The following is a 22,861-nucleotide window of genomic DNA, read 5'->3' as shown; positions in this document are numbered from 1 at the left end:
CTGCCCCATTCAGCGCAAAGCAACCAGAGGCGATTTCATGAGATTGTCTGAACGCATCACGCAGATCACCGGCGGCGGCAGCGATGGCTGGGACGTGTTCTATCGCGCCCGCCGGATGTTGAGCGAAGGACAAGCCGTAACCGAATTGACGATCGGTGAACATGACACCCGAACCGACCCTTCGATTCTTCGGGCGATGGAGCTGTCGACCCGCAACGGCCATACAGGTTACGCGATGGTACCCGGCACGGACCTGCTGCGCGACACGGTCGCCGCGCGGGTTCAGACCCGCACTGGCGTTCCGACCTCTCGGAACAATGTTCTGATCACCCCCGGCGGGCAAGCCGCCCTGTTCGCGGCACATATGGCCGTTTGCGATCCCGGTGATGTCGGATTGTATCTCGACCCGTACTACGCCACCTACCCCGGCACGATTCGGGGTGTTGGCGCCGTCGCCCGCGCAGTTCAAACCGCCGCTGACGACGCTTTCCAGCCCCAGGCCGAGCGGATCGATGCCGCTGCTGAAGGCGCGGTTTCGCTGTTGATCAACACGCCGAACAATCCGACCGGCGTGGTCTATTCCCGTCAATCGCTCGAGGCGGTCGCTGACGTGTGCAAGCGACGCGATCTTTGGCTGATCTCGGATGAGGTATACGACACGCAGGTCTGGGACGGTGAACATCTTTCTCCGCGTGCGCTGCCCGACATGGCAGAGCGAACGCTTGTGGTTGGATCCATGTCCAAGTCCCACGCCATGACGGGGTCTCGGTGTGGATGGGTCGTCGGCCCCGAGGAGGTCATCGCCCATCTGATCAATCTGGCGACCCACACCACCTACGGCGTTCCCGGGTTCGTGCAGGACGCGTCGAGTTTTGCGCTGACCGCGGGTGTTGAACTTGAAGAAAAAATCGCCGCTCCGTTCCGCCGCCGCCGATCCTTGGCCATGGATATTCTAGCCTCGCAAAACATCGTCGGCCTCGTCCCCGCGCAGGGCGCCATGTATCTGATGCTGGATATCCGCGCGACCGGGATGTCGGGGGACGCGTTTGCCAACGCGCTGCTGGACGCACACAAGATTGCCGTCATGCCCGGCGAAAGCTTCGGCAAGGCCGCTGCCGGGCACATACGGGTGGCCATGACCGTGGCGGATGAAGGTTTTGCGGATGCGCTGAAAACGCTGTGCGAATTCGCGTCGCAACTTGCGAGGAAGCACGCAGCTGAATAAGCCCGTTGTCAGAAACGGAACGTTGTGCGCAGGTTAATTACGTTGGAATCCAAACCACCGGTGGATCGGGTAACATCATCGAAATCTTGCCGCAACGCCTCGCCACTTATGACAAAATTGTCGCCAATCGGATAAGCGATGCCTATCCCGTAAACAGCGGCGGTATCGCTGTCGACAGATGTTTCGGCCCGTGCCGCGCCAACGACGACATACCCCAGCGCGCTGCCGAAATCGTACCCGCCACGCAGTTTCAATCGGGTCATGCTGTCCAGACTGCCCTGAGACTGGCTGAGGTTCAGGGAAAGGCGGTTGTATTCAAGTTCACCGCCCAGAACGAAAGCCCCGAAATCCCGATCATAGCCTACATGCGCACCAAAGGCGGTGTCGTCCCCGCTTGATCCACCCGGTCCATCCGCATCGCCATACCCAAAGCTGAGCCCAACGTACCCCCCTGTCCAATCCTCTGCCAAAACCGGGCTGGCGTTGGCCGTCAGAGCCACGACAATCAGGACAGAAAAAAGTTCAAAAGTCTGTTTCAACGCGATTTCACTCGGGCTTCAGATCATGTGTTAACTTACAATTCAACTGGGATCGCTTTTGTCAGAGTTCAATTCCTTGCACGCAAAGCTCAAGAGTAAGTGAATGCAGTATAACAGATTTCTGTCCTCGAGGGAGAAAATCTGCCTCAGAATTCCGTCAGAGGTTTGTTGGGCAGATATTTGCTGAAGTAAATTCCGTTGAGGTCGCAAACAGAACAGATTGCGTCGCCGTGTTTTGGAATTGTTGCGCCAAACGTTGAGAGGCGGAATGACTGACCACGACTGGAAAATCAGCCTGATCAGCCGCACCATTGGTGCGGACCGGGGACGTGCAGCGAGAGGACGGCCGTAAGCGGCCATTTGCCAGTTCCCCAAACATCTCTCACAGATCGGAAATAGAAATGAACGACCAATCCCGCAACACATCGCGCAGCGGCGGTCGCGCTGCGCGTCGCGCTGCCCGTGCAACCGCATTGCCTGAACATCTGCGCCCCGTGCGCCCCGGTATGGAAGGCGGTGTCCTGAATGTCCTGACCCAAGCACAGATCGAACGTATCCACGAGGCCGCCCTGACCGCATTGGAAACAATTGGTCTGGCGGACGCGCCGCAAAGCGGGATCGACTATCTGGTTGGTGCAGGCTGCGCATTGGGCGACGATGGCCGCGTCCGCTTTCCCCGTGCGCTTGTCGAAGACACGATCGCAAAGGCGAACCGCAATGTCACTTTGTACAGCCGTGACGGGAAAACCGATCTGGACCTGACAGGTACAAAAGTACATTACGGCACGGCTGGTGCAGCCGTTTCAATGGTCGACGTGCATGGTCGCGAGTATCGCGATTCAACCGTTCAGGATTTGCACGATGCCGCACGTATCTGCCAACAGCTTGACAATATTCACTTTGTTCAGCGCCCCATGGTCTGTCGCGACATCACGGACAACCTGGAAATGGACCTGAACACGATCTACGCCAGCTGTTCAGGAACATTCAAACACGTCGGCACATCCTTCACGGAACCCAGCCACGTCGCCCCCGCGATGGAGATGATCTATATGATCGCGGGCGGCGAAGATAAATATCGCGAGCGACCATTTGTGTCGAACTCGAACTGCTTCGTCGTCCCACCGATGAAATTCGCCACTGAAAGCTGCGAAGTGATGGAGGAATGCATCAAGGCCGGAATGCCGGTTCTGTTGCTGTCAGCCGGAATGGCCGGCGCCACCGCGCCATCAACCATCGCCGGAGCAATCGCCCAGGCCACGGCGGAATGCCTTGCGGGATTGGTTTATGTAAACGCCGTAAGTCCCGGCGCGCCCGCAGTTTTCGGCACCTGGCCCTTTGGTCTTGATCTACGGACCGGCGCAATGTCCATCGGTTCCGGCGAACAAGCCCTGCTGACGGCAGGCTGCGCCCAGATGCACCGTTTCTACGACTTGCCGGGGGGCGCGGCAGCCGGCGCATCAGATTCGAAGCTGCCCGACATGCAGGCCGGGTGGGAACAGATGTGCTCGAACGTGATGGCCGGGCTGTCCGGTCTGAACATGGTTTATGAAGCCGCTGGCATGCACGCCTCGCTGCTGGGGTTCTGCTTTGAAAGCCTCATCCTCAGCGACGACCTGATCGGTCAGGCGCAGCGCTGTGTGCGCGGGATCGAAGTGACCGATGAAACCCTGGCGTTGGATCAGATCGCATCCGTATGCATGGGCGGCCCCGGTCATTATCTGGGCACCGATGCGACCCTCAGCCGGATGCAGGCCGACTATGTCTATCCGACCTTTGGTGACCGCTCTTCCCCCAAGGAATGGGTGGAGCTTGGCAAGCCGGATCTGGTTGAAAAGGCAGTGGCCCGAAAGAATGAGATCCTGTCCACCCCGTCGGCGGCCCGGTTCGACCCGGTTCTGGATGCTGAGATTCGAGAAAAATTCAACATTCACTTGCCGTTATAGCATCAGAAAAAGCGGCCCGATGAGTGTCGGGCCGCCCTTTCTTGTCTACCCGTTGCTGGGTGGAAGCAAACCTGCCTCTTGTGCAACGGCCACTTCATCAGCATCCAGCGCCCCGTCGCCATTTGCGTCCATCGCCGAAAATGTATCAGCGTCAACGTCGGGCAACACGGCCTGAATTTCTTCGATGGTCAGAACGCCATCGCCATTGGCGTCGGTTGAGGACTGCGCCGAGAGCACTCCCGGCAAGGTCAGTGCAGCAATGGAAATCCCAATCAAGTACTGCGGTTTCATTTTCGTGCCTCCTGGATAGGTTGATTATGTCTTCGTCCGGACAAGCCCCAGAAACACCGGAACAGCCGCAGGCGTCACCCGTTTTACGTGATTTCCGGGAAATCGCGCCAATCTTTGCGTGTTTGCCCGAGTCGGTGTTGCGACACACCGCCGGGCAAAACCTTGCCAGACCCGTTTCGGCAGAACTTGCCCGACAGGCATGGCCCGATCCGGCAGGACCGCGCTTATCCGGGCAACCAGTCGCAAAAAAGAAAGGGGGCCGAAGCCCCCTGTCAGTTTCGCCATCCAGGCTCATTTCGTTGACCGCCCGGTGTTTTTTTGCCTGCGGCCTGGACGTCGCATGGAACGAGCGCACCCGTTCCGTGAAAGAGTGGGAGGGAGCAAATATTCCGCCCCACCCTGTTTCCGGCCAACACGGGCATGTCGGCCGAGTGGACCAAGGCATCAACGGTAAGTCTCAGTGCCTTGCTCCGTATTCGTCGGGGTCGGTACCTGTGGCAGCTATCCGACCCCTGCACCCCGGGTTGCCGGGGCGCTAAACTCAGCTACACCCGCTTGTCGCGCCACAGGTGTTGCATTTCATGCAGGTGCCGTTGCGCACCAGCGTGTAGTTTCCGCATTCGCCGCAGGGATCGCCCTCGTACCCCTGCATCTTGGCCTTTGTGCGGGCGTCCATTCCGGTGGCCACCGCCGTTTCGGCTGCCGGTGCTTCGAAGGAAGCCGCTGGTTCAGCCATACCGTTTACCTCGACCTGACCCGCGTTGAACACAGCCAGATCTTGCGGCAAGCGCTTGCGCAGATAGCCGGTGGAGCTGATTTGTTTCAGCACTTCCAACGACTTGGACGCGGCTGTATCGCTGATTTCCGATACATTCGAGACACCCTCGTCCTCGCCCCGACCCAAATCGTCAAAGGTTGCGCCTTCGGGTTTCACGTGGGCCAGATCGGTGCGGTCCAGATAGGACACGGCCAGTTCGCGGAAGATGTAATCCAGGATCGACGTTGCGTTCTTGATCGAGTCGTTGCCCTGCACCATCCCCGCGGGTTCGAACTTGGTGAAGGTGAAGGCGTCCACGAATTCTTCCAGCGGCACGCCGTATTGCAGACCGACCGACACGGCGATGGCAAAGTTGTTCATCATCGCACGGAAACCAGCGCCTTCCTTGTGCATGTCGATGAAAATCTCGCCCAGCTGGCCGTCTTCGAACTCACCGGTGCGCAGATAGACCTTGTGGCCACCAACGATTGCCTTCTGGGTATAGCCCTTGCGGCGATGCGGCAGTTTCTCACGATGGCTGCGGATGATCTCTTTGACCACAACCTTCTCGATCACCTTTTCGGCCAGAACGACAGCCTTTTCCTGCGCCGAGCCGCTCTCCAGCACCTCTGCCGCCTCATCGTCATCCTCGACCAGTGCTGCCGCCAGCGGTTGAGACAGTTTCGAACCGTCACGATAGAGCGCGTTGGCCTTCACACCCAGCGACCAGCTGAGTTCATAGGCTTTCTGGCAATCCTCGATGGTCGCGTCATTCGGCATGTTAATCGTCTTCGAGATCGCACCCGAGATGAAGCTCTGTGCCGCCGCCATCATGGTGATATGGCTTTCAACTCCAAGGAAACGCTTGCCTTTTTTCCCGCACGGGTTGGCGCAGTCGAAGATCGAATAATGCTCTTCCTTCAGATGCGGCGCACCTTCCAGCGTCATGGTTCCGCAGACATGGTCGTTGGCCGCGTCGATATCCGCCCTGGTAAAGCCCAGATGGCGCAGCAGATCGAAGGTCGGATCATTCAGCTTGGTCGCCGGGATGCCCAGAACACCGGTGCAGAAATCCTCGCCCAGTGTCCACTGGTTGAAGACAAACCGGATGTCGAACGCGCTTTCCAGCGCGGCGTCCACCTTGGCCAGTTCATTCGGGCCAAAGCCATGGCCGGTCAGCGAGGTGTGGTTGATCCCCGGCGCATTGCCGATGGTGCCGTGACCAACTGCGTAGGATACGATCTCTTCGATCTGCGACGAGGAATAGCCCAGCTTTTCCAGCGCCGAAGGCACCGAGCGGTTGATGATCTTGAAATACCCGCCACCGGCCAGCTTCTTGAACTTCACCAGCGCAAAGTCAGGCTCGATTCCGGTGGTGTCGCAATCCATCACCAGACCGATGGTGCCGGTGGGCGCGATCACGGTGGCTTGCGCGTTGCGATAACCGTTCTTCTCACCAAGGCTCAGCGCCTCGTCCCAGGCGGACATGGCCAGATCGACCAGGCGCTTGTCCGGGCAGTTGCCGTGATCCAGCGGCACCGGTTTGACGGCCAATTTCTCGTAGCCTTCCGTCACACCCTGCGCCGCGCGGCGGTGGTTGCGGATGACACGCAGCATATGCTCGGCGTTGCGCTCATAGCCTTTGAACGGGCCAAGCTCTCCGGCAATTTCAGCCGATGTCGCATAGGCCACGCCGGTCATGATCGCGGTCAGCGCACCGCAGATCGCCCGGCCTTCGTCCGAGTCGTAGCTATAGCCCATGTTCATCAGCAGACCGCCGATATTGGCATAACCCAGACCCAGCGTGCGAAAGTCATAGGACAGTTGCGCGATTTCCTTCGACGGGAACTGCGCCATTGTCACCGAGATTTCCAGCGTCAGTGTCCACAGGCGTGAGGCATGCATGTAGTCCGCCGCCTGGAACTCACCATCCTTCAGGAAGGTCAGCAGGTTCATCGAGGCCAGGTTACAGGCCGTGTCATCCAGGAACATGTATTCCGAGCACGGGTTCGAGCCGCGGATCTCACCATCTTCGGGGCATGTGTGCCATTCATTGACGGTATCGTGGAACTGGATGCCCGGATCGGCGCAAGCCCACGCGGCGTGGCCGACCTTTTCCCAAAGATCACGCGCCTTGACGGTGCGGGCAACCTTACCATCGGTGCGGTTGATCAACTCCCAATCGGCGTCTTTTTCAACGGCGGTTAAGAACGCGTTGGTCACACGGATGGAGTTGTTCGAGTTCTGACCCGAAACCGAGCTGTAAGCTTCCGAATCCCAGTCTGTGTCGTAGGTTGGGAACTCGATGCTGTCGTGGCCCTGCTTGGCATAATCCAAGACACGCTTGATGTAAGTTTCCGGGATTGCGACCTTTTTCGCTTCACGAACCGCCTTTTTCAGCGCGTCGTTCTTGTTCGGATCATAGGCGTCATCGGCAGATCCATCCCAAGACCGGATGGCCTCGAAAATGCCGTTCAGCATCTTCTCGTGCATCTTCGATCCGGCAACGATCGAGGCCACCTTCTGTTCTTCAATCACCTTCCATTCGATGAATTGCTCGATGTCCGGGTGATCTGCATCGACGATCACCATCTTTGCTGCCCGACGGGTTGTCCCGCCTGATTTGATCGCGCCAGCGGCGCGGTCGCCGATCTTGAGAAAGCCCATAAGGCCCGAAGACTTGCCGCCACCCGACAGTGCCTCGCCTTCGGCCCGCAGATGGCTGAAGTTGGTGCCTGTTCCGCTCCCGTATTTGAACAGGCGCGCCTCGCGCACCCACAGATCCATGATGCCGCCTTCATTCACCAGATCATCATCGACTGACTGGATGAAGCACGCGTGCGGCTGAGGATGCTCATAGGCCGATTTCGACTTGGTCAGCTTGCCGGTCTTGTAATCGACATAGTGGTGCCCCTGCGCCGGGCCATCGATTCCATACGCCCAGTGCAAGCCCGTGTTGAACCACTGCGGCGAATTCGGCGCCGCGCGCTGGGTTGCCAGCATATATCGCATCTCGTCGAAATAGGCGCGCGCGTCTTCCTCGGTCGAGAAATAGCCGCCCTTCCAGCCCCAATAGGCCCAGGCACCGGCCAGACGGTCGAACACTTGCTTCGACGATGTTTCTCCTTCGAACTCTGCGCCGTCCGCGGGAACCGATCGCCACAGGAATTCAGGAACGTCTTTTTCTTTCACTTTCTTGAGCTTGGTGGGCACCCCCGCCTTGCGGAAGTATTTCTGCGCAATCACATCACTTGCGACCTGCGACCAGCTCGAGGGGACTTCGATGTCATCCAGACGAAAAACGATTGTACCGTCCGGATTTCGGATTTCAGATGTTGCAGACACAAAATTCAGTTCCGCATAGGCGTCCTGATCCGGTTTGGTGAATTTTCTTTCAATCTTCATGTCCGCAGCCCTGGTTTATACAGCTCAATTTCCGATTCCCGACACCAAATCTTGTGTTGCAGGGTGTCGCCCACAACGCCCTGAGACGCGCGCAAAAAGGTACTGATCGCTGTCTGAGACAGCGCAAAGCCGCAAATGCGACCGCACGTAAAACGATTGTGCTTTTCCGACCCTCGCCCGCTGCCTTTTCCGGATTATACACCAGATATTGTGGCAATCTCGTTGGCCCATACAATTTGACGTATGTTCCCATAGAAGGTCAACGCCCTTTTTCGGTCATTTTCCAAATCTTTTTTGTTGACCTGATGGTTGCGTGAAGCCTTCTGCGTGCAGGTCGCGATTCCTCCACAACTTCATCCACGGCGTATTTCCGCCGATATTTTGAACTCTCAAAATGAATTCCCGTTTTTACCAGCATAGTTATCTGCATTTGATCAACTAACGACATGCTGGTTACGCTGAAACGGAATCAATGCTGTCCGGGCGGACTGTCCCGCGCCATGTGCCGAACGGTCTACCCACGAGCGAGGGAGCTCAAGCGAATGAAGTTGTTTCATTTTATCCCGGCCACAGCCTGCATCGTGGCGTGCGCACCACAGGATGTGCCCATCCCGTCACGCAGCGCACAGTTCGACTCCTTCCCTCAACGACTGTTCGACACGTTTGAAACCAGCTGCTCGGGCCCTGGCGAGTCTTTCAGGAAAACCGGGAATCAAATCTTTGAATGCAGCGAGTTCCTGCCCCCCAAGGCGACAGCTTATCTGATTCTGAACTATGACGGCCATCCGCAGGAGCTGCCGCAAAGCGTCATGCGCCTTACGTCAACAAAAACAAACGCAGGGTATCGCGTGGACGCGCGTGTTTTCTTCCACGTCCCGCAAAAATCCGGTGCGGCAGTTGAAGTTCCGGTTGAAAGCAAGGTTCTGAACCAAGCCATCAGCGAGCTCTACCAGACAATGGGTGGCTCGCCGAATTAGCTTGATGGAAGTGGTCGGGGCGGCAGGATTCGAACCTACGACCCCCTGTACCCAAAACAGGTGCGCTACCAGACTGCGCCACGCCCCGGACCGTGCGCCTTCCTAACGACGCCGATCTGATTTGAAAAGCCCTAACAGGGCCAAATTGCAGGTCCTTGCGAAAAAATTTCGTGCTTCATCTGTGTCCCGGGCCCGATAGAGTAGCGCGCGGACAATCCTGCATTGATTTCCAGCACCGCAAATACGGAATCGCCCCCTTCAATCGGCGTAAGATCACCCGGAATCGCCTCTTCATGCACACGCGTCACCAAACCGGTGCGATCCAGAAATACCATATCGAGCGGGATCAGGGTGTTCTTCATCCAGAACGCAACGGGCTGCGGCGGATCAAAGACGAACAGCATACCGGATCGAGCCGGCAACGATTCGCGAAACATCAAACCGCGGGATCGCTCTTGCGGAGTAACGGCGACTTCCACGTTAAATTGCACCGTCGCACTGTCATTTCTGAGCGTGACACGGTCCGATCTGCATGCGGCAGCGGCAACTCCTGTCCACAAAGTTACGAAAATGGTCAAGAGTATCCGAAGCCGTTTCATTCGGTTCAGCTATCCAAAGCCGCTTCCCAGGCCAGAACCTGCGCGGCCATCCGACCCCGCTTGCCGTCGATCACCCTCATGGCCAGCGCTTCACCAGGTTGCAGATCGGCAAGCCCCGAGCGGCGCAGCACCTCGATATGAAGGAATACGTCTTCGTTGCGCCCAAACACATTGGCGAATCCGAAACCTTTGCCCTTGTCGAACCATTTCACCCGCGCGGCTTCCAGCGGCGCTTTTGCAATGACCTCCGGATCCAACTCGGCAAAATCAGCTAGCATCATCGAGTCGGTCCGCGCCGGCGGATCAATCGCAACGACCTCGACCGCCTGAACCCCTCGGTCCGTGCGGTGAGTCATGATTTCAATGCTGGCGCCATCCGCAACCGAGCTCTGGCCGTAGTTGCGCAGAACATTCACATGCAACAGAATATCCGGGCCGCCCTCTTCGGACACAACAAAGCCAAACCCCTTGGCGGGGTCGAACCATTTTACGTGTCCACGGACGCGGTACATGTTGTTCAGGTCTTCTGGCACGGTTTTCCCATCGCGAATTTCAGCAGTTCGTTAAGGGTTTGTTGTTTAGGGGAATGGCAGACAAATTCAAGCTGAAAAGATTGTTTGTTTTCTGCCTGTTGCATTTCACGACACGTGAACGTCATGGATTCAACCTTTCAACATGCCATGCCGATCCCGGCTCAATTCGTTGCCATCTGAACCGGTCATGCAAGCGGAATGCACCATCGGCCCAGAACTCAATCTCGGTGGGCGTCAATCTGTACCCGCCCCAATACGGCGGACGCGGTGGATTTGGCCCAAGTTTCGCCGTCACTTTCGCGACCTCTGCCATCAAAGCTGCCCGGCTTGAAAGCGGTTGCGACTGCTTTGAAGCCCACGCGCCCAGGCGGCTTTTCAATGACCTTGATGCATAATATTCATCAGCCTGGGGCCCATTTTCACGACGTATTATACCACGAACACGAAGCTGACGCCGCAAAGATTTCCAATGCATCACAAATGCAGCTTTTCCGGCTGCATCCAGTTCCTTGGCCTTGGCGCTTTCGTAGTTCGTATAAAAAACAAACGAGTCCGCTTCGATTTCCTTGAGCAACACCATGCGAGCATTTGGCATGCCATCTGGATCAACGGTTGCAAGCGCAATCGCATTCGGGTCGTTCAATTCGGTTTCTTCAGCCTCGGCAAGCCACCGGGCCGCTATTTCAAACGGATCGGAGCCAGCAAAGATGCCATCACGCTCGGTCATTTCCATCCCCTGGAAAGTACTAACGACGAACCTAAGGCGAGAACCCGCTGCGGGCAAGAGCGCACGGCCTTGATGCAACGCAACCAATGGCATAAACCAACTCAACATAACGCGAAGACAGGCGGAGAACCGAACATGTCAAATCAGTTGATGGCCGGCAAGCGCGGCCTCATCATGGGACTGGCCAATGACAAATCAATCGCATGGGGAATCGCCCGCGCCTTGTCGAACGCCGGGGCCGAGCTGGCCTTTTCCTATCAGGGCGAGGCTTTGAAAAAGCGCGTCGACCCGCTGGCGGCGCAATTGGGCAGCGAAATCGTTCTGCCCTGCGACGTCAGTGACGAAGCGTCCATCGACGCGCTGTTTGCAGCGCTGGAAGAGAAATGGGGCAAGCTGGACTTCGTCGTCCACGCCATCGGCTTTTCCGACAAGAACGAGCTGCGCGGTCGCTATGTCGACACCAGCCGCGCGAATTTCAAACTGACGATGGATGTGTCGGTATATTCCTTCACAGCCGTGATGCAGCGTGCCGAAAAGATGATGTCAGAAGGCGGCAGCGCTGTGACCCTGACCTATTACGGCGCCGAGCAGGTCATGCCGCATTATAATGTCATGGGCGTCGCCAAGGCCGCGCTGGAGGCGTCGGTCAAATACCTGGCCGAGGATCTGGGCAAGGATGGCATCCGCGTGAACTCGATCTCGGCCGGCCCGATCAAGACGCTGGCCGCCAGCGGCATCGGCGATTTCCGCTATATCATGAAGTGGAACGAATATAACTCGCCCCTGCGCCGCAACGTGACGATCGATGACGTCGGCAACTCGGCGCTGTACCTGTTGTCGGATCTGTCCAGCGGCGTAACCGGTGAGAATCTGCATGTGGATTCGGGGTATCACATTGTCGGCATGAAGGCCGTTGACGCCCCGGACGTTGAAAAAGGTTAAGAACATGAGCGCCAAGGACCGCCTGCCCCACGAAAAAGGCTTTCACATCAGCTGGGACCAGATTCATCGCGATTCGCGTGCACTGGCCTGGCGTCTTGACGGGCAAGGTCCCGATGATGGCAACTGGCGGGGTGTTGTCGCGATCACGCGCGGCGGCATGGCGCCTGCGATGATCGTCAGCCGAGAACTGGACATCCGTACGGTCGATACGATCAGCGTGCGTTCATACCACCACCAGGAACAGGGTGAAGCAGAGGTGTTGAAATCTCCGGACGCCGACCTGATGGGTGACGGAACCGGTATTCTGATCATCGACGACCTGGTCGACAGCGGAAAGACGTTGGAACTGGTTCGGGACATGTACCCGAATGCGCATTTCGCGACGGTTTACGCCAAACCCAAGGGCCGCCCGATGGTGGATACCTTCATCACCGAAGTCAGCCAGGACACATGGATCTTCTTCCCATGGGATATGGCCCTTCAATATGTCGAGCCGTATCGCGGCACCGATTGATTTCTGAACAGTAGACCGCTCATGACGCTCAGCCGCACCGCCGCAACATTCGCCCCTCCGGTGATGGAGGCGCGCCGATGGGTCGAGGGCGTTGCCTTCCCATCCGACCGCCCGTTGATCAACGTAAGCCAGGCGGCCCCGGTCGATCCGCCGCCGCTGGCCTTGCGGCAGGCTATGGCCGACTTCGCCGTTCGCGAAGACAGCGCACATCTTTACGGCCCGGTATTGGGCAATGACGATCTGCGCGCCGAACTGGCGGCGCAGATCAGTTCTCACTATGCGGCGCAGGTAGATGCACCTCGGATCGCCATCACCTCGGGCTGCAATCAGGCGTTTTCGGCCGTGATATCGGCGATTACCGGCGAAGCGGATGAGGTCATTCTGCCAACCCCCTGGTATTTCAACCACAAAATGTGGCTGGACATGGCCGGAGTACAGGCCGTGGACCTGCCGACCGGGGAGGATCTTTTGCCCGATCCAGAGCGTGCGCGCGGATTGATTACCGACAAGACACGCGCCATTGCGCTGGTCACGCCCAACAATCCGGGCGGCGTCGAATACCCTGCCGAACTGGTCAGGGCCTTTTTCAACCTGGCCCGTAAAACCGGGATCCGCCTGATCGTCGATGAAACCTATCGCGATTTCGACAGCCGCAGCGGCCCCCCGCATGATCTGTTTCAGCAACCCGGATGGGACGAAACGCTTGTCCACCTTTACTCTTTCTCCAAGGCTTATCGTCTGACGGGCCACAGGGTGGGTGCCATCGCAACAAACCCGGCGTTGTTGGCCGAGGTCGAGAAATTTCTGGATACGGTCGCCATTTGCCCGGGCCAGATCGGCCAGTTCGCAGCGTTGTGGGGTATGCAAAACCTGTCGCAATGGCTGGCCGGCGAGCATGACGAAATTCTTGACCGCCGCGCAGCCATTGCAGAAGGGATGCTGGCGCTTGAAGCACGGGGGTGGCGGCTTTTGGGACTTGGCGCCTATTTTGCCTATCTCGAACATCCGTTTGATATGCCCTCAGACGAGCTCGCGCGCCGTCTGGTCAGCGAAGCTGGCGTGCTGCTGTTGCCCGGAACCATGTTCATGCCGGATCATGACCCGGCTGGAAAACGGCAGGTGCGCATTGCTTTTGCCAATCTGGATCGGGCCGGGCTGGGCCAATTGTTCGACCGGTTGCAGGCTCTGTCCTTCTAAGCTTGCCCCTCGGCGGTGTGCGTCGTATTCAGGGCCGCAACCGACAGGGCAGAACTCTGCCGAAAAAACAAGAGGGCATCATGGCCGCAGGCGCTAAAAGTCTTTCGAAAACCTTTGTCTGGATTCTGATGGGCCTGCTGATGCTGGGCCTTGCGGGATTTGGCGCGGTCAACCTCAGCGGGACGATCCGCACAGTTGCGACAGTCGGCGACGAAAGCATCTCGGTCGATGACTACGTGCGCGAATTGCAGCGCGAGATTCGAGCGGTGGAGGCACAATCCGGGCAACCTTTGCAGATGTCGCAAGCCCGCGATCTGGGTCTGGACCGAAACGCCCTTGCCCGCCTGACCGCTTTGGCGGCGCTGGACAACGAGGTCGGTCAGCTTGGAATTTCCATCGGCGATGAGAACCTCCAGCAAGAGATCATCTCGATCCCGGCATTTCAGGGTGTCAACGGAACTTTTGACCGTGAATCCTATCGCTTTCAGCTTGAACAGGTCGGCATGACCGATTCCGAATTCGAATCCGATCTGCGCAAGGAATCCGCCCGAACCATCGTACAGGGCGCAATCATGGGCGGCGTGAAAATGCCGGCAACGCTGACGGACACGATGATCGATTATATCGGCGCGCGGCGCAGCTTTGCTGTTGCAACTGTTGGAACGGAAGCGCTGGATACACCTGTGGCCGATCCAACGGACGCACAGATCCAGGCATTCTATGATGACAATGGGGACCAGTTCATGCTGCCCCGCACCAAGCAGCTGACTTACGCGATTCTGTCGCCAGCAATGTTGGTGGACACGGTCGAAATCGACGAAGACGCTCTGCGCAAGCTTTATGAAGAACGAAACGACGAATACAACCAGCCCGAACGCCGTTTGGTCGAACGTCTGAACTTCCCAAGCGAACAGGCCGCCAAGGACGCTTTGGCGCAGCTTGAGGTTGGCGGCACAACGTTCGAACAGTTGGTTCGGGATCGCGATCTGGAACTGAATGACATCGATCTGGGCGACGTGACGCGTGAGGATCTGGGCGAAGCTGCGGACGCCGTTTTTGCGGCCGAGCTTGACACTGTCGTGGGCCCGTTGCCTTCGGTGTTTGGTCCGGCCCTGTTCCGCGTCAACGGATCACTGGCTGCGAACACTGTTCCATTTGAAGAGGCCGAGCCGGCACTTCGCGAAGAGTTGGCGACTGAACGCGCCCGCCGTCTGATCGAAGCGCAATCCGAAGATATCAACGACATGCTGGCAGGCGGTGCCACGCTGGAAGAACTGGCGGAAGAAACCGAAATGGAACTGGGTCAGATCGACTGGACTCGTGACAGCGACGAAGGCGTTGCGGCCTATGACGGGTTCCGAGCGGCCGCAGAAGCCGTGCAGGAAGGAGATTTCCCTGAAATCGCATTCCTGGAAGATGGGTCAATTTTTGCCCTGCGCCTGGACGAGGTTCTGCCGCGTCGCCCGGAACCGCTGGAGAGCGCGCGCGACCGTGTCGCCGAGGCCTGGCAACAGGCCGAGATCAACAAAGCCCTGCGCGAAAAGGCGGATGCCATTCTGAACCAACTGACACCTGACGGTGATTTCGCAGCGACCGGCCTGCCCTTCCGAGTCGAAAACGCCCTGACCCGCACAGCGTTTCTGGATGATGTTCCGGCCAGTTTCATGAACGAAGTTTTCGCGATGGAACCGGGCGAGATGCGCGTTGTTGAGGGCAATGGTGCGGCTTGGATAGTGCGTCTGGATGAAACCCTGCCGCCGGCGGATACGGATGAACTGCGTCAGTTGCGTGATGCCCTGAGCTCGCAGATGGATCAGGCTTTGGCACAGAATATCTTTAACGCCTACGTACGTGACGCCCAGACCCGGGCGCGCCCCGTGGTGGATCAACAGGCGCTGAACGCCGTGCAGGCGAGCTTTTAAACGAGACCGATATGGCCCTGACACCCGATTTCGAAACCTTCGCGCGCGCCTATGATGCGGGCGAAAACCAGGCTGTATATACGCGTCTGGCCGCCGATCTGGACACACCTGTGTCACTGATGCTCAAGCTGACGGGCGCGCAGAAAGATGCGTTCATGCTGGAATCGGTTACAGGCGGAGAGGTTCGTGGCCGCTATTCGATCATTGGCATGAAACCTGATCTGGTCTGGCGCTGTCACGGGGAAACCTCGGAACTGAATCGCTCGGCTCGGTTCGATGCCGAGGCGTTCTCGCCCCAAGATGGCAACCCGATGGACAACCTGCGTGCGCTTCTTGCCGAGAGCCGCATGGAATTGCCCGATGACCTGCCACAGGCCGCTGCCGGGCTGTTCGGGTATCTGGGTTATGACATGGTTCGGCTGGTGGAACACCTTCCGGATGTGAACCCTGATCCGCTGGGTTTGCCCGATGCGATCATGCTGCGCCCGTCTGTCATCGCAGTGCTGGATGGGGTCAAGGGTGAGGTGACGGTGGTTTCACCCGCCTGGGCCAGCGACGGTCAATCGGCCAAGGCGGCCTATGCGCAGGCGGCTGAGCGTGTGATGGATGCGGTCCGCGACCTGGAACGTGCCATGCCCGCGGAAACCCGCGATCTGGGCGACGCGCGCGAGGTCGCCGCGCCGGTGTCGAACTTTACCAAGTCCGGCTATATGGAGGCGGTTGAAAAGGCCAAGGAATACATCCGCGCGGGTGACATCTTTCAGGTTGTCCCGGCACAGCGCTGGACGCAGGATTTTCCGCTGCCGCCTTTTGCTCTCTACCGATCCTTGCGGCGCACCAACCCGTCACCCTTCATGTTCTACTTCAACTTCGGCGGTTTTCAGGTGGTGGGCGCAAGCCCCGAAATCCTGGTGCGTGTGTTTGGCAATGAAGTCACCATTCGCCCCATCGCAGGCACGCGCCCACGTGGCGCGACGCCTGAAGAAGACAAGGCGAACGAGCTGGATCTGCTGGCCGACAAGAAAGAACTGGCCGAGCACCTGATGCTGCTGGATCTGGGTCGCAACGATACCGGTCGTGTGTCAAAGATCGGAACCGTGCGTCCGACAGAAGAGTTCATCATCGAACGCTACAGCCACGTGATGCACATCGTATCAAACGTTGTAGGCGAATTGGCCGAAGACAAAGACGCGTTGGACGCCTTCTTTGCCGGTATGCCGGCAGGTACGGTTTCGGGCGCGCCCAAAGTGCGCGCGATGGAGATCATCGACGAGCTGGAGCCTGAAAAACGCGGCGTTTACGGCGGCGGCGTCGGCTATTTCAGCGCGGGCGGAGACATGGACATGTGTATTGCCCTGCGCACCGCCATCGTGAAAGATCAGAAACTCTATATCCAAGCTGGGGGTGGTGTTGTTTACGACAGCGACCCCGAAGCCGAGTTCATGGAAACTGTTCATAAATCCAACGCCATACGGCGCGCGGCAGCTGACGCCGCCCGGTTCACCGGCAACGGAAACGGCTAAAAAAGGGGCGGCCGATCAGATGATCACCGCCTCTTTTCGTTGCTGTCTGTGCGGGTCACTGCACCTGTTTCATCATGACAGCCGAGATCGGAGCCATTGCCACGCGGTTGCCCCGATCTTCCAGCCCCCACAGCAACAGGGCTGAAATCGTCTCGGGACGCACGCGCCCCAGCATGACCACTGTCCCTTCCTGCCCCGCACGGAACGCGGCCTGATCCAGGAATCTGCGCATGATTTTGGGATCCTGCCGTGCGCCGTCGATATCACGGAAAACGACACTGGACGGAATTCCGTTTCGCGCCGCCAGTTTCTGCACGGTGTTGAGCCCATTGTCCTGCGTAATCAGCCCCCGGCCGGTTCCCGCAGCAATCGCGGCGACCTGATCAGCCAGTTTGCGATTGCCCTGAATCCCGCTGTTCACACCTTCCAGAATACCAACCGTTTCCGGCAGGGTATCCAGCCACACCGACAGCGACACCTCGGCGTCCTGCGCGCTTGCCGCCTCGGGCAGATCCGCCAGGGCCAGCACCTCGAACCCGGCGTTGCGGTGACGGGCCATCTTTTCTGCCGCGTCAGGATCCGATGGGTTCACGGCAAAGCTGATCGGATAGGGAAAGTCCTGCAAAGCCTCGGACCCGAATGCACCCTCGTCATCGATCAGAATGATGGACATCAGCGGCTTGGATTCGGGGTTTTCGAACTTTGCCGCAAAACGCTCGATCGGCTTGGCCGATTTCGCCGGTTCAGCCGAGGCCTGTTCCACGACGGGCTCATCATCCCGTTCTGTCAGCGGAACGACGCGTTTTCCGATGATCGAGCTGGCACTTGCTTTCAGCTCACCCCCGATCTGGGGCAGCGCAGCGATGCGCGGCAGTTCCCGAGGCATGGTGTCTTCATCCCCCTCCACGGCAATCGGGCTGTTTTCAAAGGGGTTCTGTTCTTCGGCTTTTGTCGACTCTGGCTCCGGTTCTGGCACCGCCCGTGGCAGAGGGTCTGGCTCGGGCGCAAGCGCGGCCACCTCGGTGTTCTCGGGCTCTGTTGGCGGGGCCGGTGTTTCATCAATGACGGCAGGCAGCGCATCGTCTGGCTGAATCGCGGGAACCTGACTTGGCTCTGGCAGGGCGGCGGGCGCTTCGATCACGAATGACACTTCATTTGCACCTGCCGCTTCCGGTTGGTTCAGCGCGTCCGTTGCCGCGCCGACAACCGGCTGGGAATCGATTGACGTTTCCAGCCCCGACAGATCGGCCAGATCCTCGCCTGCGTCATCGGCGGCTTCTGGCGCACGCGGGGCAAGTTCCACCAGATCGGCGTCAGAACCGGCGTCTGCCACTTCAGCCGGAGCCTCGGGAGTCTCAGAAATCGTCGGCGCCGGTGCTTCGGTTGCAACAACCGGGGTATTCACCATCGGCGTCTTGAGTGACACAACCGCACCCAAGATCAAAACAACGATCGCGCCCGCGACCATTCCTCCGAAAAATCCGCCCATTTTCCTGCCTTTCGCCTCTTTCCTCTGCCTCGTTCAGCTCTGCGCCATCTGGTGTGGCGCTCGGCCAATTGAACGCGCCAGAAACGGGATGTCCTCTTGACGCTGCCGCTCAAGCCTGAGCATGTATGTGCGGACATTATACCGTGGCCCGGGGCTGCATCGCCAGCCCGAAATGCCCAAGCGAAGATAAGTGCCCAAATGCTGCTGCTGATCGACAACTACGACTCGTTTACCTACAATTTGGTACATTATTTAGGCGAACTTGGTGCCGAAATGGTCATTCGCCGAAATGATGCGCTGGACGTGCAGGAAGCGATGGCCATGAACCCCGCCGGCATACTGCTGAGCCCCGGCCCCTGCGACCCGGATCAGGCGGGGATTTGCCTGGAACTGACGGAAGCCGCCGCAGAAACCAAAACGCCGCTAATGGGGGTTTGCCTGGGCCATCAGACCATAGGCCAGGTGTTTGGCGGCAAGGTGGTTCGGTGCCACGAGATCGTTCATGGCAAGATGGGCACGGTGAAGCACACCGGCAAGGGGTTGTTTGCCGGGCTGCCCTCACCCTTTGAGGCAACGCGCTACCATTCGCTGGTGGTCGAGCGCGAGACTCTGCCCGATTGCCTGGAGATCACGGCCGAGCTGGGCGACGGCACGATCATGGGATTGCACCACAAGGAATTGCCGATCCACGGTGTGCAGTTCCACCCGGAATCCATCGCATCCGAGCACGGTCACGCCCTTCTCAAAAACTTCCTGCAAGAACTGAAAGTCCCGGCATGAGCGACGCGCTGAAACCGCTGATCGGAGCCGCTGCCGATCGTCCTTTGACACGTGCCGAGGCTGAAAAAGCCTTTGCCATACTGTTCGATGGCGAAGCCACGCCCAGCCAGATCGGCGGATTGCTGATGGCCATGCGGACACGCGGTGAGACGGTCGATGAATACGCCGCGGCAGCCGCCGTAATGCGTTCGAAATGCAATGCCGTGAACGCACCCGAGGGGGCGATGGATATCGTTGGCACCGGCGGCGACGGCAAAGGCACCCTGAACATCTCGACCGCGACCGCTTTTGTCGTGGCCGGTGCCGGAGTCACGGTCGCGAAACACGGCAATCGCAACCTGAGCTCCAAATCCGGCGCGGCGGACGCATTGGGCCAGATGGGTATCAACGTAATGGTCGGCCCGCAAGTTGTTGAAAATGCGCTGAAAGACGTTGGAATCGGCTTCATGATGGCGCCAATGCACCACCCTGCCATCGCCCATGTGATGCCGTCCCGGCAAGAATTGGGAACGCGCACGATCTTCAATATTCTTGGCCCCCTGACCAACCCTGCTGGCGTCAAACGGCAATTGACCGGCGCCTTCAGCCGCGACCTGATCCACCCGATGGCCGAAACGCTTGGCCTGCTGGGCTCGGACCGGGCCTGGCTGGTGCATGGTTCGGACGGGACCGACGAGCTTACGATCACCGGCATCAGCTGGGTCGCCGCTCTGGAAGACGGGATTGTGAAAGAGGTCGAACTGCACCCCGAAGACGCAGGTCTTCCGGTGCATCCGTTCGAGGACATCATCGGTGGCTCGCCCGAGGAAAACGCCGTTGCGTTCCGGGCTTTGCTGGAAGGTGCCCCGTCTGCGTATCGTGACGCGGTGCTGCTGAATTCGGCCGCCGCTCTGGTCGTCGCCGAAGCGGCAAAAGATCTGCGCGAAGGCGTGGCCATGGCTGCTGAAAGCATTGACAGTGGCAATGCCAAAATTAAAATTACGGCCTTGGCCGCCAAGACACAGGAAGCCGCATGACCGACACCGTTCTGGATAGAATCAAAGCCTACAAACTGGAAGAAGTCGCGGCGGACAAAGCGCAGAAATCCCTGGAAACACTGGAAAGTGAGGCCCGGTCCGCCTCGGAACCTCGTGGCTTTGCCAATGCGCTGCAACACGCCTCGCGGCAAGGCTATGGCCTGATCGCAGAGGTCAAGAAAGCCAGCCCGTCCAAAGGACTGATCCGGCCGGATTTCGACCCGCCGGTTCTTGCAAAGGCTTATGAAGATGGTGGCGCGACATGTTTGTCCGTCCTGACCGACACCCCCAGTTTTCAGGGTCAAAAAGAGTATCTGACGCAGGCGCGCGAGGCGACATCCCTGCCCGCCTTGCGCAAGGATTTCATGTACGACCCGTATCAGGTGGTCGAAGCACGCGCCCTGGGGGCGGATTGCATTCTGATAATCATGGCCTCGGTCAGCGATGATCAGGCGGCTGAACTGGAAGACACTGCATTCGATTGGGATATGGATGTTCTGATCGAAGTACACGACGAGGCAGAGCTTGAACGCGCGGCACAGCTGAAAAGTCCGCTGATCGGTATCAACAACCGCAATCTGAAGACCTTCGAGACAACGCTCGACACGACGCGCCGCCTGTCCAAGCTGGTGCCCGCCGATCGCACCATCGTGTGCGAAAGCGGTCTGGGTACACCAGACGACCTGAAGGACATTGCACGCTATGGGGCCCGCTGCTTCTTGATCGGAGAAAGCCTGATGCGCCAGGACGATGTGGAAGCGGCAACGCGCCATATCCTGTCAAACCCGCTGATCCCCGGAGTGATGTGATGCCACTGACCCATTTCGATGCCCAAGGTCAGGCACATATGGTCGATGTCTCGGACAAGGAGGTGACAGATCGCGTCGCCATTGCCGAAGGTCACATCAGGATGGCGCCGGAAACTTTTGAAATCATTTCCGAAGGTCGCGCCAAGAAAGGCGATGTTCTGGGCATTGCCCGCTTGGCTGGCATCATGGGCGCAAAGAAAACGCCGGACCTTATTCCGCTATGTCATCCTTTGCCGGTGACCAAAGTGGCCGTCGAGCTGACTCTTGACCCGGACCTGCCGGGTGTTCGGATCCAGGCCACCGTCAAGACCTCGGGCCAGACCGGGGTAGAGATGGAAGCGCTGACCGCCGTATCGACAGCCGCCTTGACCGTATACGACATGACCAAGGCCGTCGATAAGGCGATGGAGATAGGCGGCATTCGCGTTCTGCTTAAAGATGGCGGTAAATCAGGGCGTTACGAGGCGAAATGATTACTGTCGAAGAGGCGCGCGCCCTGTTGTTCGATCTCGTGGGGTCTTTGCCGGCCGAAGAGGTACCACTGGCCCAGTCCGCAGGGCGCGTTCTGTCGCGGGATGTCACGGCCACGCGGGATCAGCCGCCTTTTGCCGCCTCTTCCATGGATGGCTTTGCAGTCAAATCTGACGAGGTCGAACTGCACGCCATGTTCAAAGTTGTGGGCGAGTCAGCGGCCGGGCGTCGTTTTGAGGGCGCTGTAGGCCCCGGACAGGCCGTTCGCATCTATACCGGCGCCCCTGTGCCCGAGGGCGCGGATTTCGTTGTGATTCAAGAGGATACGGACCGCCGCGGTGATCTTCTGACGATCACAGACACACCCGGCGCCAAAACGAACATCCGACCCGCTGGCGTGGATTTCAAGGCTGGCATGTCCATATCGGCCCCGCGATTGATCCGCGCTGAAGATGTGGCCTTGATGGCCGCGATGAACATCCCTCGCGTCCCTGTGTCGCGCAAACCCGTGATCGCCCTCATCTCGACTGGTGATGAGTTGGTCATGCCCGGGGAAGAACCCGGCCCGGATCAGATCATTGCATCGAACACATTTGGCCTGAAGGCAATGCTCGAAGGATTGGGGGCTGTGGTGCGCGTGCTTCCGATCGCGCGGGATACTTTTTCGTCGCTTGAAACGGCCTTTGGCCTTGCGCAGGGGGCGGATCTGGTCGTGACGATCGGCGGAGCGTCGGTTGGCGATTATGACCTCGTGTCGGACGTCTCGCAGGGGTTGGGGATGAAGCAATCCTTCTACAAGATCCGAATGCGCCCCGGAAAACCTCTGATGGCCGGTCGTATCGGCAACGCGGCGATGGTCGGGTTGCCGGGCAATCCGGTCAGTGCCATGGTCTGCGGCTATCTGTTTCTGGCCCCGATGGTGCGCCGGATGCTGGGGCTTGAACAGGTGCTGCCGCCCTTCCTCACGGCCCGGCTGAGTGGTCCTTTGCCCGAGAATGGCCCGCGCGAGCATTATATGCGCGCCGTGGTGACGGATGCCGGTATCGAAGCTTGCGCAGATCAGGACAGTTCCCTGCTCAGCGTATTGGCTCAGTCCAACGCGCTTTTGGTCCGCGCCCCACACGATCCGGCGCGCGACATCGGGGAAATGGTCGAATATCTGCCAATCTGATGTAACCTCAAATTCGTTGACACAAAAC

At 58.7% G+C, this 22,861-nt stretch carries 20 protein-coding genes and 1 tRNA gene; 13 read left to right on the top strand and 8 right to left on the bottom strand.

The annotated features are described in order from the left end of the window. Positions 1–37: 37 nt before the first annotated feature. Positions 38–1,225: a pyridoxal phosphate-dependent aminotransferase gene (locus tag ACR0LI_RS04880; RefSeq protein ID WP_480490253.1), complete on the top strand. Its 1,188-nt coding sequence runs from the start codon at positions 38–40 to the stop codon at positions 1,223–1,225. 8 nt (positions 1,226–1,233) lie between these two features. Here the strand turns inward: ACR0LI_RS04880 and ACR0LI_RS04875 are convergent, their stop codons facing one another. Further along, complete coding sequence (locus tag ACR0LI_RS04875; RefSeq protein WP_480718103.1) at positions 1,234–1,764, bottom strand: outer membrane protein; 531 nt, start codon at positions 1,762–1,764, stop codon at positions 1,234–1,236. Between the two features lie 401 nt (positions 1,765–2,165). Between ACR0LI_RS04875 and ACR0LI_RS04870 the strand changes: the two genes are divergently transcribed. After that, positions 2,166–3,710, top strand: a complete 1,545-nt coding sequence (locus ACR0LI_RS04870) for a trimethylamine methyltransferase family protein (protein WP_210092400.1) — start codon at positions 2,166–2,168, stop codon at positions 3,708–3,710. Positions 3,711–3,755: 45 nt separating this feature from the next. Here ACR0LI_RS04870 and ACR0LI_RS04865 read toward each other — a convergent pair whose 3' ends face one another. Both ACR0LI_RS04865 and ACR0LI_RS04860 read right to left on the bottom strand, forming a co-directional pair. After that, entirely contained in the window at positions 3,756–4,001 is a 246-nt protein-coding gene (locus tag ACR0LI_RS04865; protein ID WP_117868858.1) for an EF-hand domain-containing protein, read from the bottom strand. Between the two features lie 541 nt (positions 4,002–4,542). Continuing rightward, the gene (locus tag ACR0LI_RS04860) at positions 4,543–8,163 is read right to left on the bottom strand and encodes a vitamin B12-dependent ribonucleotide reductase (protein WP_171632245.1); all 3,621 of its coding nucleotides are present in this window, start codon (positions 8,161–8,163) and stop codon (positions 4,543–4,545) included. Positions 8,164–8,705: 542 nt separating this feature from the next. On the opposite strand from ACR0LI_RS04860, the gene ACR0LI_RS04855 reads away from it, so the two are divergent. Then, on the top strand, positions 8,706–9,140 hold the full coding sequence (locus ACR0LI_RS04855; RefSeq protein WP_171723209.1) for a hypothetical protein: 435 nt from the start codon (positions 8,706–8,708) through the stop codon (positions 9,138–9,140). An 11-nt stretch (positions 9,141–9,151) separates the two neighbouring features. On the opposite strand, the gene ACR0LI_RS04850 is transcribed toward ACR0LI_RS04855, so the two are convergent. The 4 genes from ACR0LI_RS04850 to pdxH form a co-directional block, all read right to left on the bottom strand. Beyond that, a tRNA-Pro gene (locus ACR0LI_RS04850) sits at positions 9,152–9,228 on the bottom strand. 43 nt (positions 9,229–9,271) lie between these two features. After that, complete coding sequence (locus ACR0LI_RS04845; protein ID WP_171632240.1) at positions 9,272–9,739, bottom strand: DUF192 domain-containing protein; 468 nt, start codon at positions 9,737–9,739, stop codon at positions 9,272–9,274. A 5-nt stretch (positions 9,740–9,744) separates the two neighbouring features. Next, positions 9,745–10,251 carry a cold-shock protein gene (locus ACR0LI_RS04840; RefSeq protein ID WP_216598188.1) on the bottom strand — a complete coding sequence of 169 codons (507 nt, stop codon included), beginning with the start codon at positions 10,249–10,251 and terminating at the stop codon, positions 9,745–9,747. A 142-nt stretch (positions 10,252–10,393) separates the two neighbouring features. Then, on the bottom strand, positions 10,394–10,999 hold the full coding sequence (pdxH, locus tag ACR0LI_RS04835; RefSeq protein WP_480619999.1) for a pyridoxamine 5'-phosphate oxidase: 606 nt from the start codon (positions 10,997–10,999) through the stop codon (positions 10,394–10,396). Positions 11,000–11,134: 135 nt separating this feature from the next. Between pdxH and fabI the strand changes: the two genes are divergently transcribed. The 5 genes from fabI (at position 11,135) to trpE (ending at position 17,097) form a co-directional block, all read left to right on the top strand. Then, on the top strand, positions 11,135–11,941 hold the full coding sequence (fabI, locus tag ACR0LI_RS04830) for an enoyl-ACP reductase FabI (RefSeq protein ID WP_171228263.1): 807 nt from the start codon (positions 11,135–11,137) through the stop codon (positions 11,939–11,941). A 4-nt stretch (positions 11,942–11,945) separates the two neighbouring features. Then, positions 11,946–12,455: a xanthine phosphoribosyltransferase gene (gene gpt / locus ACR0LI_RS04825; protein ID WP_152458089.1), complete on the top strand. Its 510-nt coding sequence runs from the start codon at positions 11,946–11,948 to the stop codon at positions 12,453–12,455. Positions 12,456–12,476: 21 nt separating this feature from the next. After that, complete coding sequence (locus tag ACR0LI_RS04820) at positions 12,477–13,652, top strand: aminotransferase (protein WP_480718102.1); 1,176 nt, start codon at positions 12,477–12,479, stop codon at positions 13,650–13,652. 80 nt (positions 13,653–13,732) lie between these two features. Next, on the top strand, positions 13,733–15,574 hold the full coding sequence (locus tag ACR0LI_RS04815) for a peptidylprolyl isomerase (protein ID WP_480718101.1): 1,842 nt from the start codon (positions 13,733–13,735) through the stop codon (positions 15,572–15,574). A gap of 11 nt (positions 15,575–15,585) precedes the next feature. Then, positions 15,586–17,097 carry an anthranilate synthase component I gene (gene trpE, locus ACR0LI_RS04810; protein WP_210092403.1) on the top strand — a complete coding sequence of 504 codons (1,512 nt, stop codon included), beginning with the start codon at positions 15,586–15,588 and terminating at the stop codon, positions 17,095–17,097. A 55-nt stretch (positions 17,098–17,152) separates the two neighbouring features. Here the strand turns inward: trpE and ACR0LI_RS04805 are convergent, their stop codons facing one another. After that, positions 17,153–18,586: a divergent polysaccharide deacetylase family protein gene (locus ACR0LI_RS04805; RefSeq protein WP_480718100.1), complete on the bottom strand. Its 1,434-nt coding sequence runs from the start codon at positions 18,584–18,586 to the stop codon at positions 17,153–17,155. Positions 18,587–18,784: 198 nt separating this feature from the next. On the opposite strand from ACR0LI_RS04805, the gene ACR0LI_RS04800 reads away from it, so the two are divergent. Genes ACR0LI_RS04800 through ACR0LI_RS04780 form a run of 5 tightly spaced genes read left to right on the top strand, consistent with a single transcriptional unit; the run spans position 18,785 to position 22,833 of the window. Further along, positions 18,785–19,366 (top strand): anthranilate synthase component II, encoded by a 582-nt coding sequence (locus ACR0LI_RS04800; RefSeq protein ID WP_480718099.1) that lies wholly within the window; start codon positions 18,785–18,787, stop codon positions 19,364–19,366. Further along, positions 19,363–20,382: an anthranilate phosphoribosyltransferase gene (gene trpD, locus ACR0LI_RS04795; protein WP_171632218.1), complete on the top strand. Its 1,020-nt coding sequence runs from the start codon at positions 19,363–19,365 to the stop codon at positions 20,380–20,382. The genes ACR0LI_RS04800 and trpD overlap by 4 nt, the downstream gene beginning before the upstream one ends. Next, entirely contained in the window at positions 20,379–21,191 is an 813-nt protein-coding gene (gene trpC / locus ACR0LI_RS04790) for an indole-3-glycerol phosphate synthase TrpC (RefSeq protein WP_171632216.1), read from the top strand. The genes trpD and trpC overlap by 4 nt, the downstream gene beginning before the upstream one ends. After that, positions 21,191–21,664: a cyclic pyranopterin monophosphate synthase MoaC gene (moaC, locus tag ACR0LI_RS04785; protein WP_171328258.1), complete on the top strand. Its 474-nt coding sequence runs from the start codon at positions 21,191–21,193 to the stop codon at positions 21,662–21,664. The genes trpC and moaC overlap by 1 nt, the downstream gene beginning before the upstream one ends. Continuing rightward, on the top strand, positions 21,661–22,833 hold the full coding sequence (locus ACR0LI_RS04780; RefSeq protein ID WP_480718098.1) for a molybdopterin molybdotransferase MoeA: 1,173 nt from the start codon (positions 21,661–21,663) through the stop codon (positions 22,831–22,833). The genes moaC and ACR0LI_RS04780 overlap by 4 nt, the downstream gene beginning before the upstream one ends. The last annotated feature ends 28 nt before the right edge of the window (positions 22,834–22,861 follow it).

This window comes from Ruegeria sp. CL7 (genome assembly GCF_056536445.1).
Note: the sequence above shows the minus strand (reverse complement) of the source record. Positions and strands in the feature narration are given on the sequence as shown.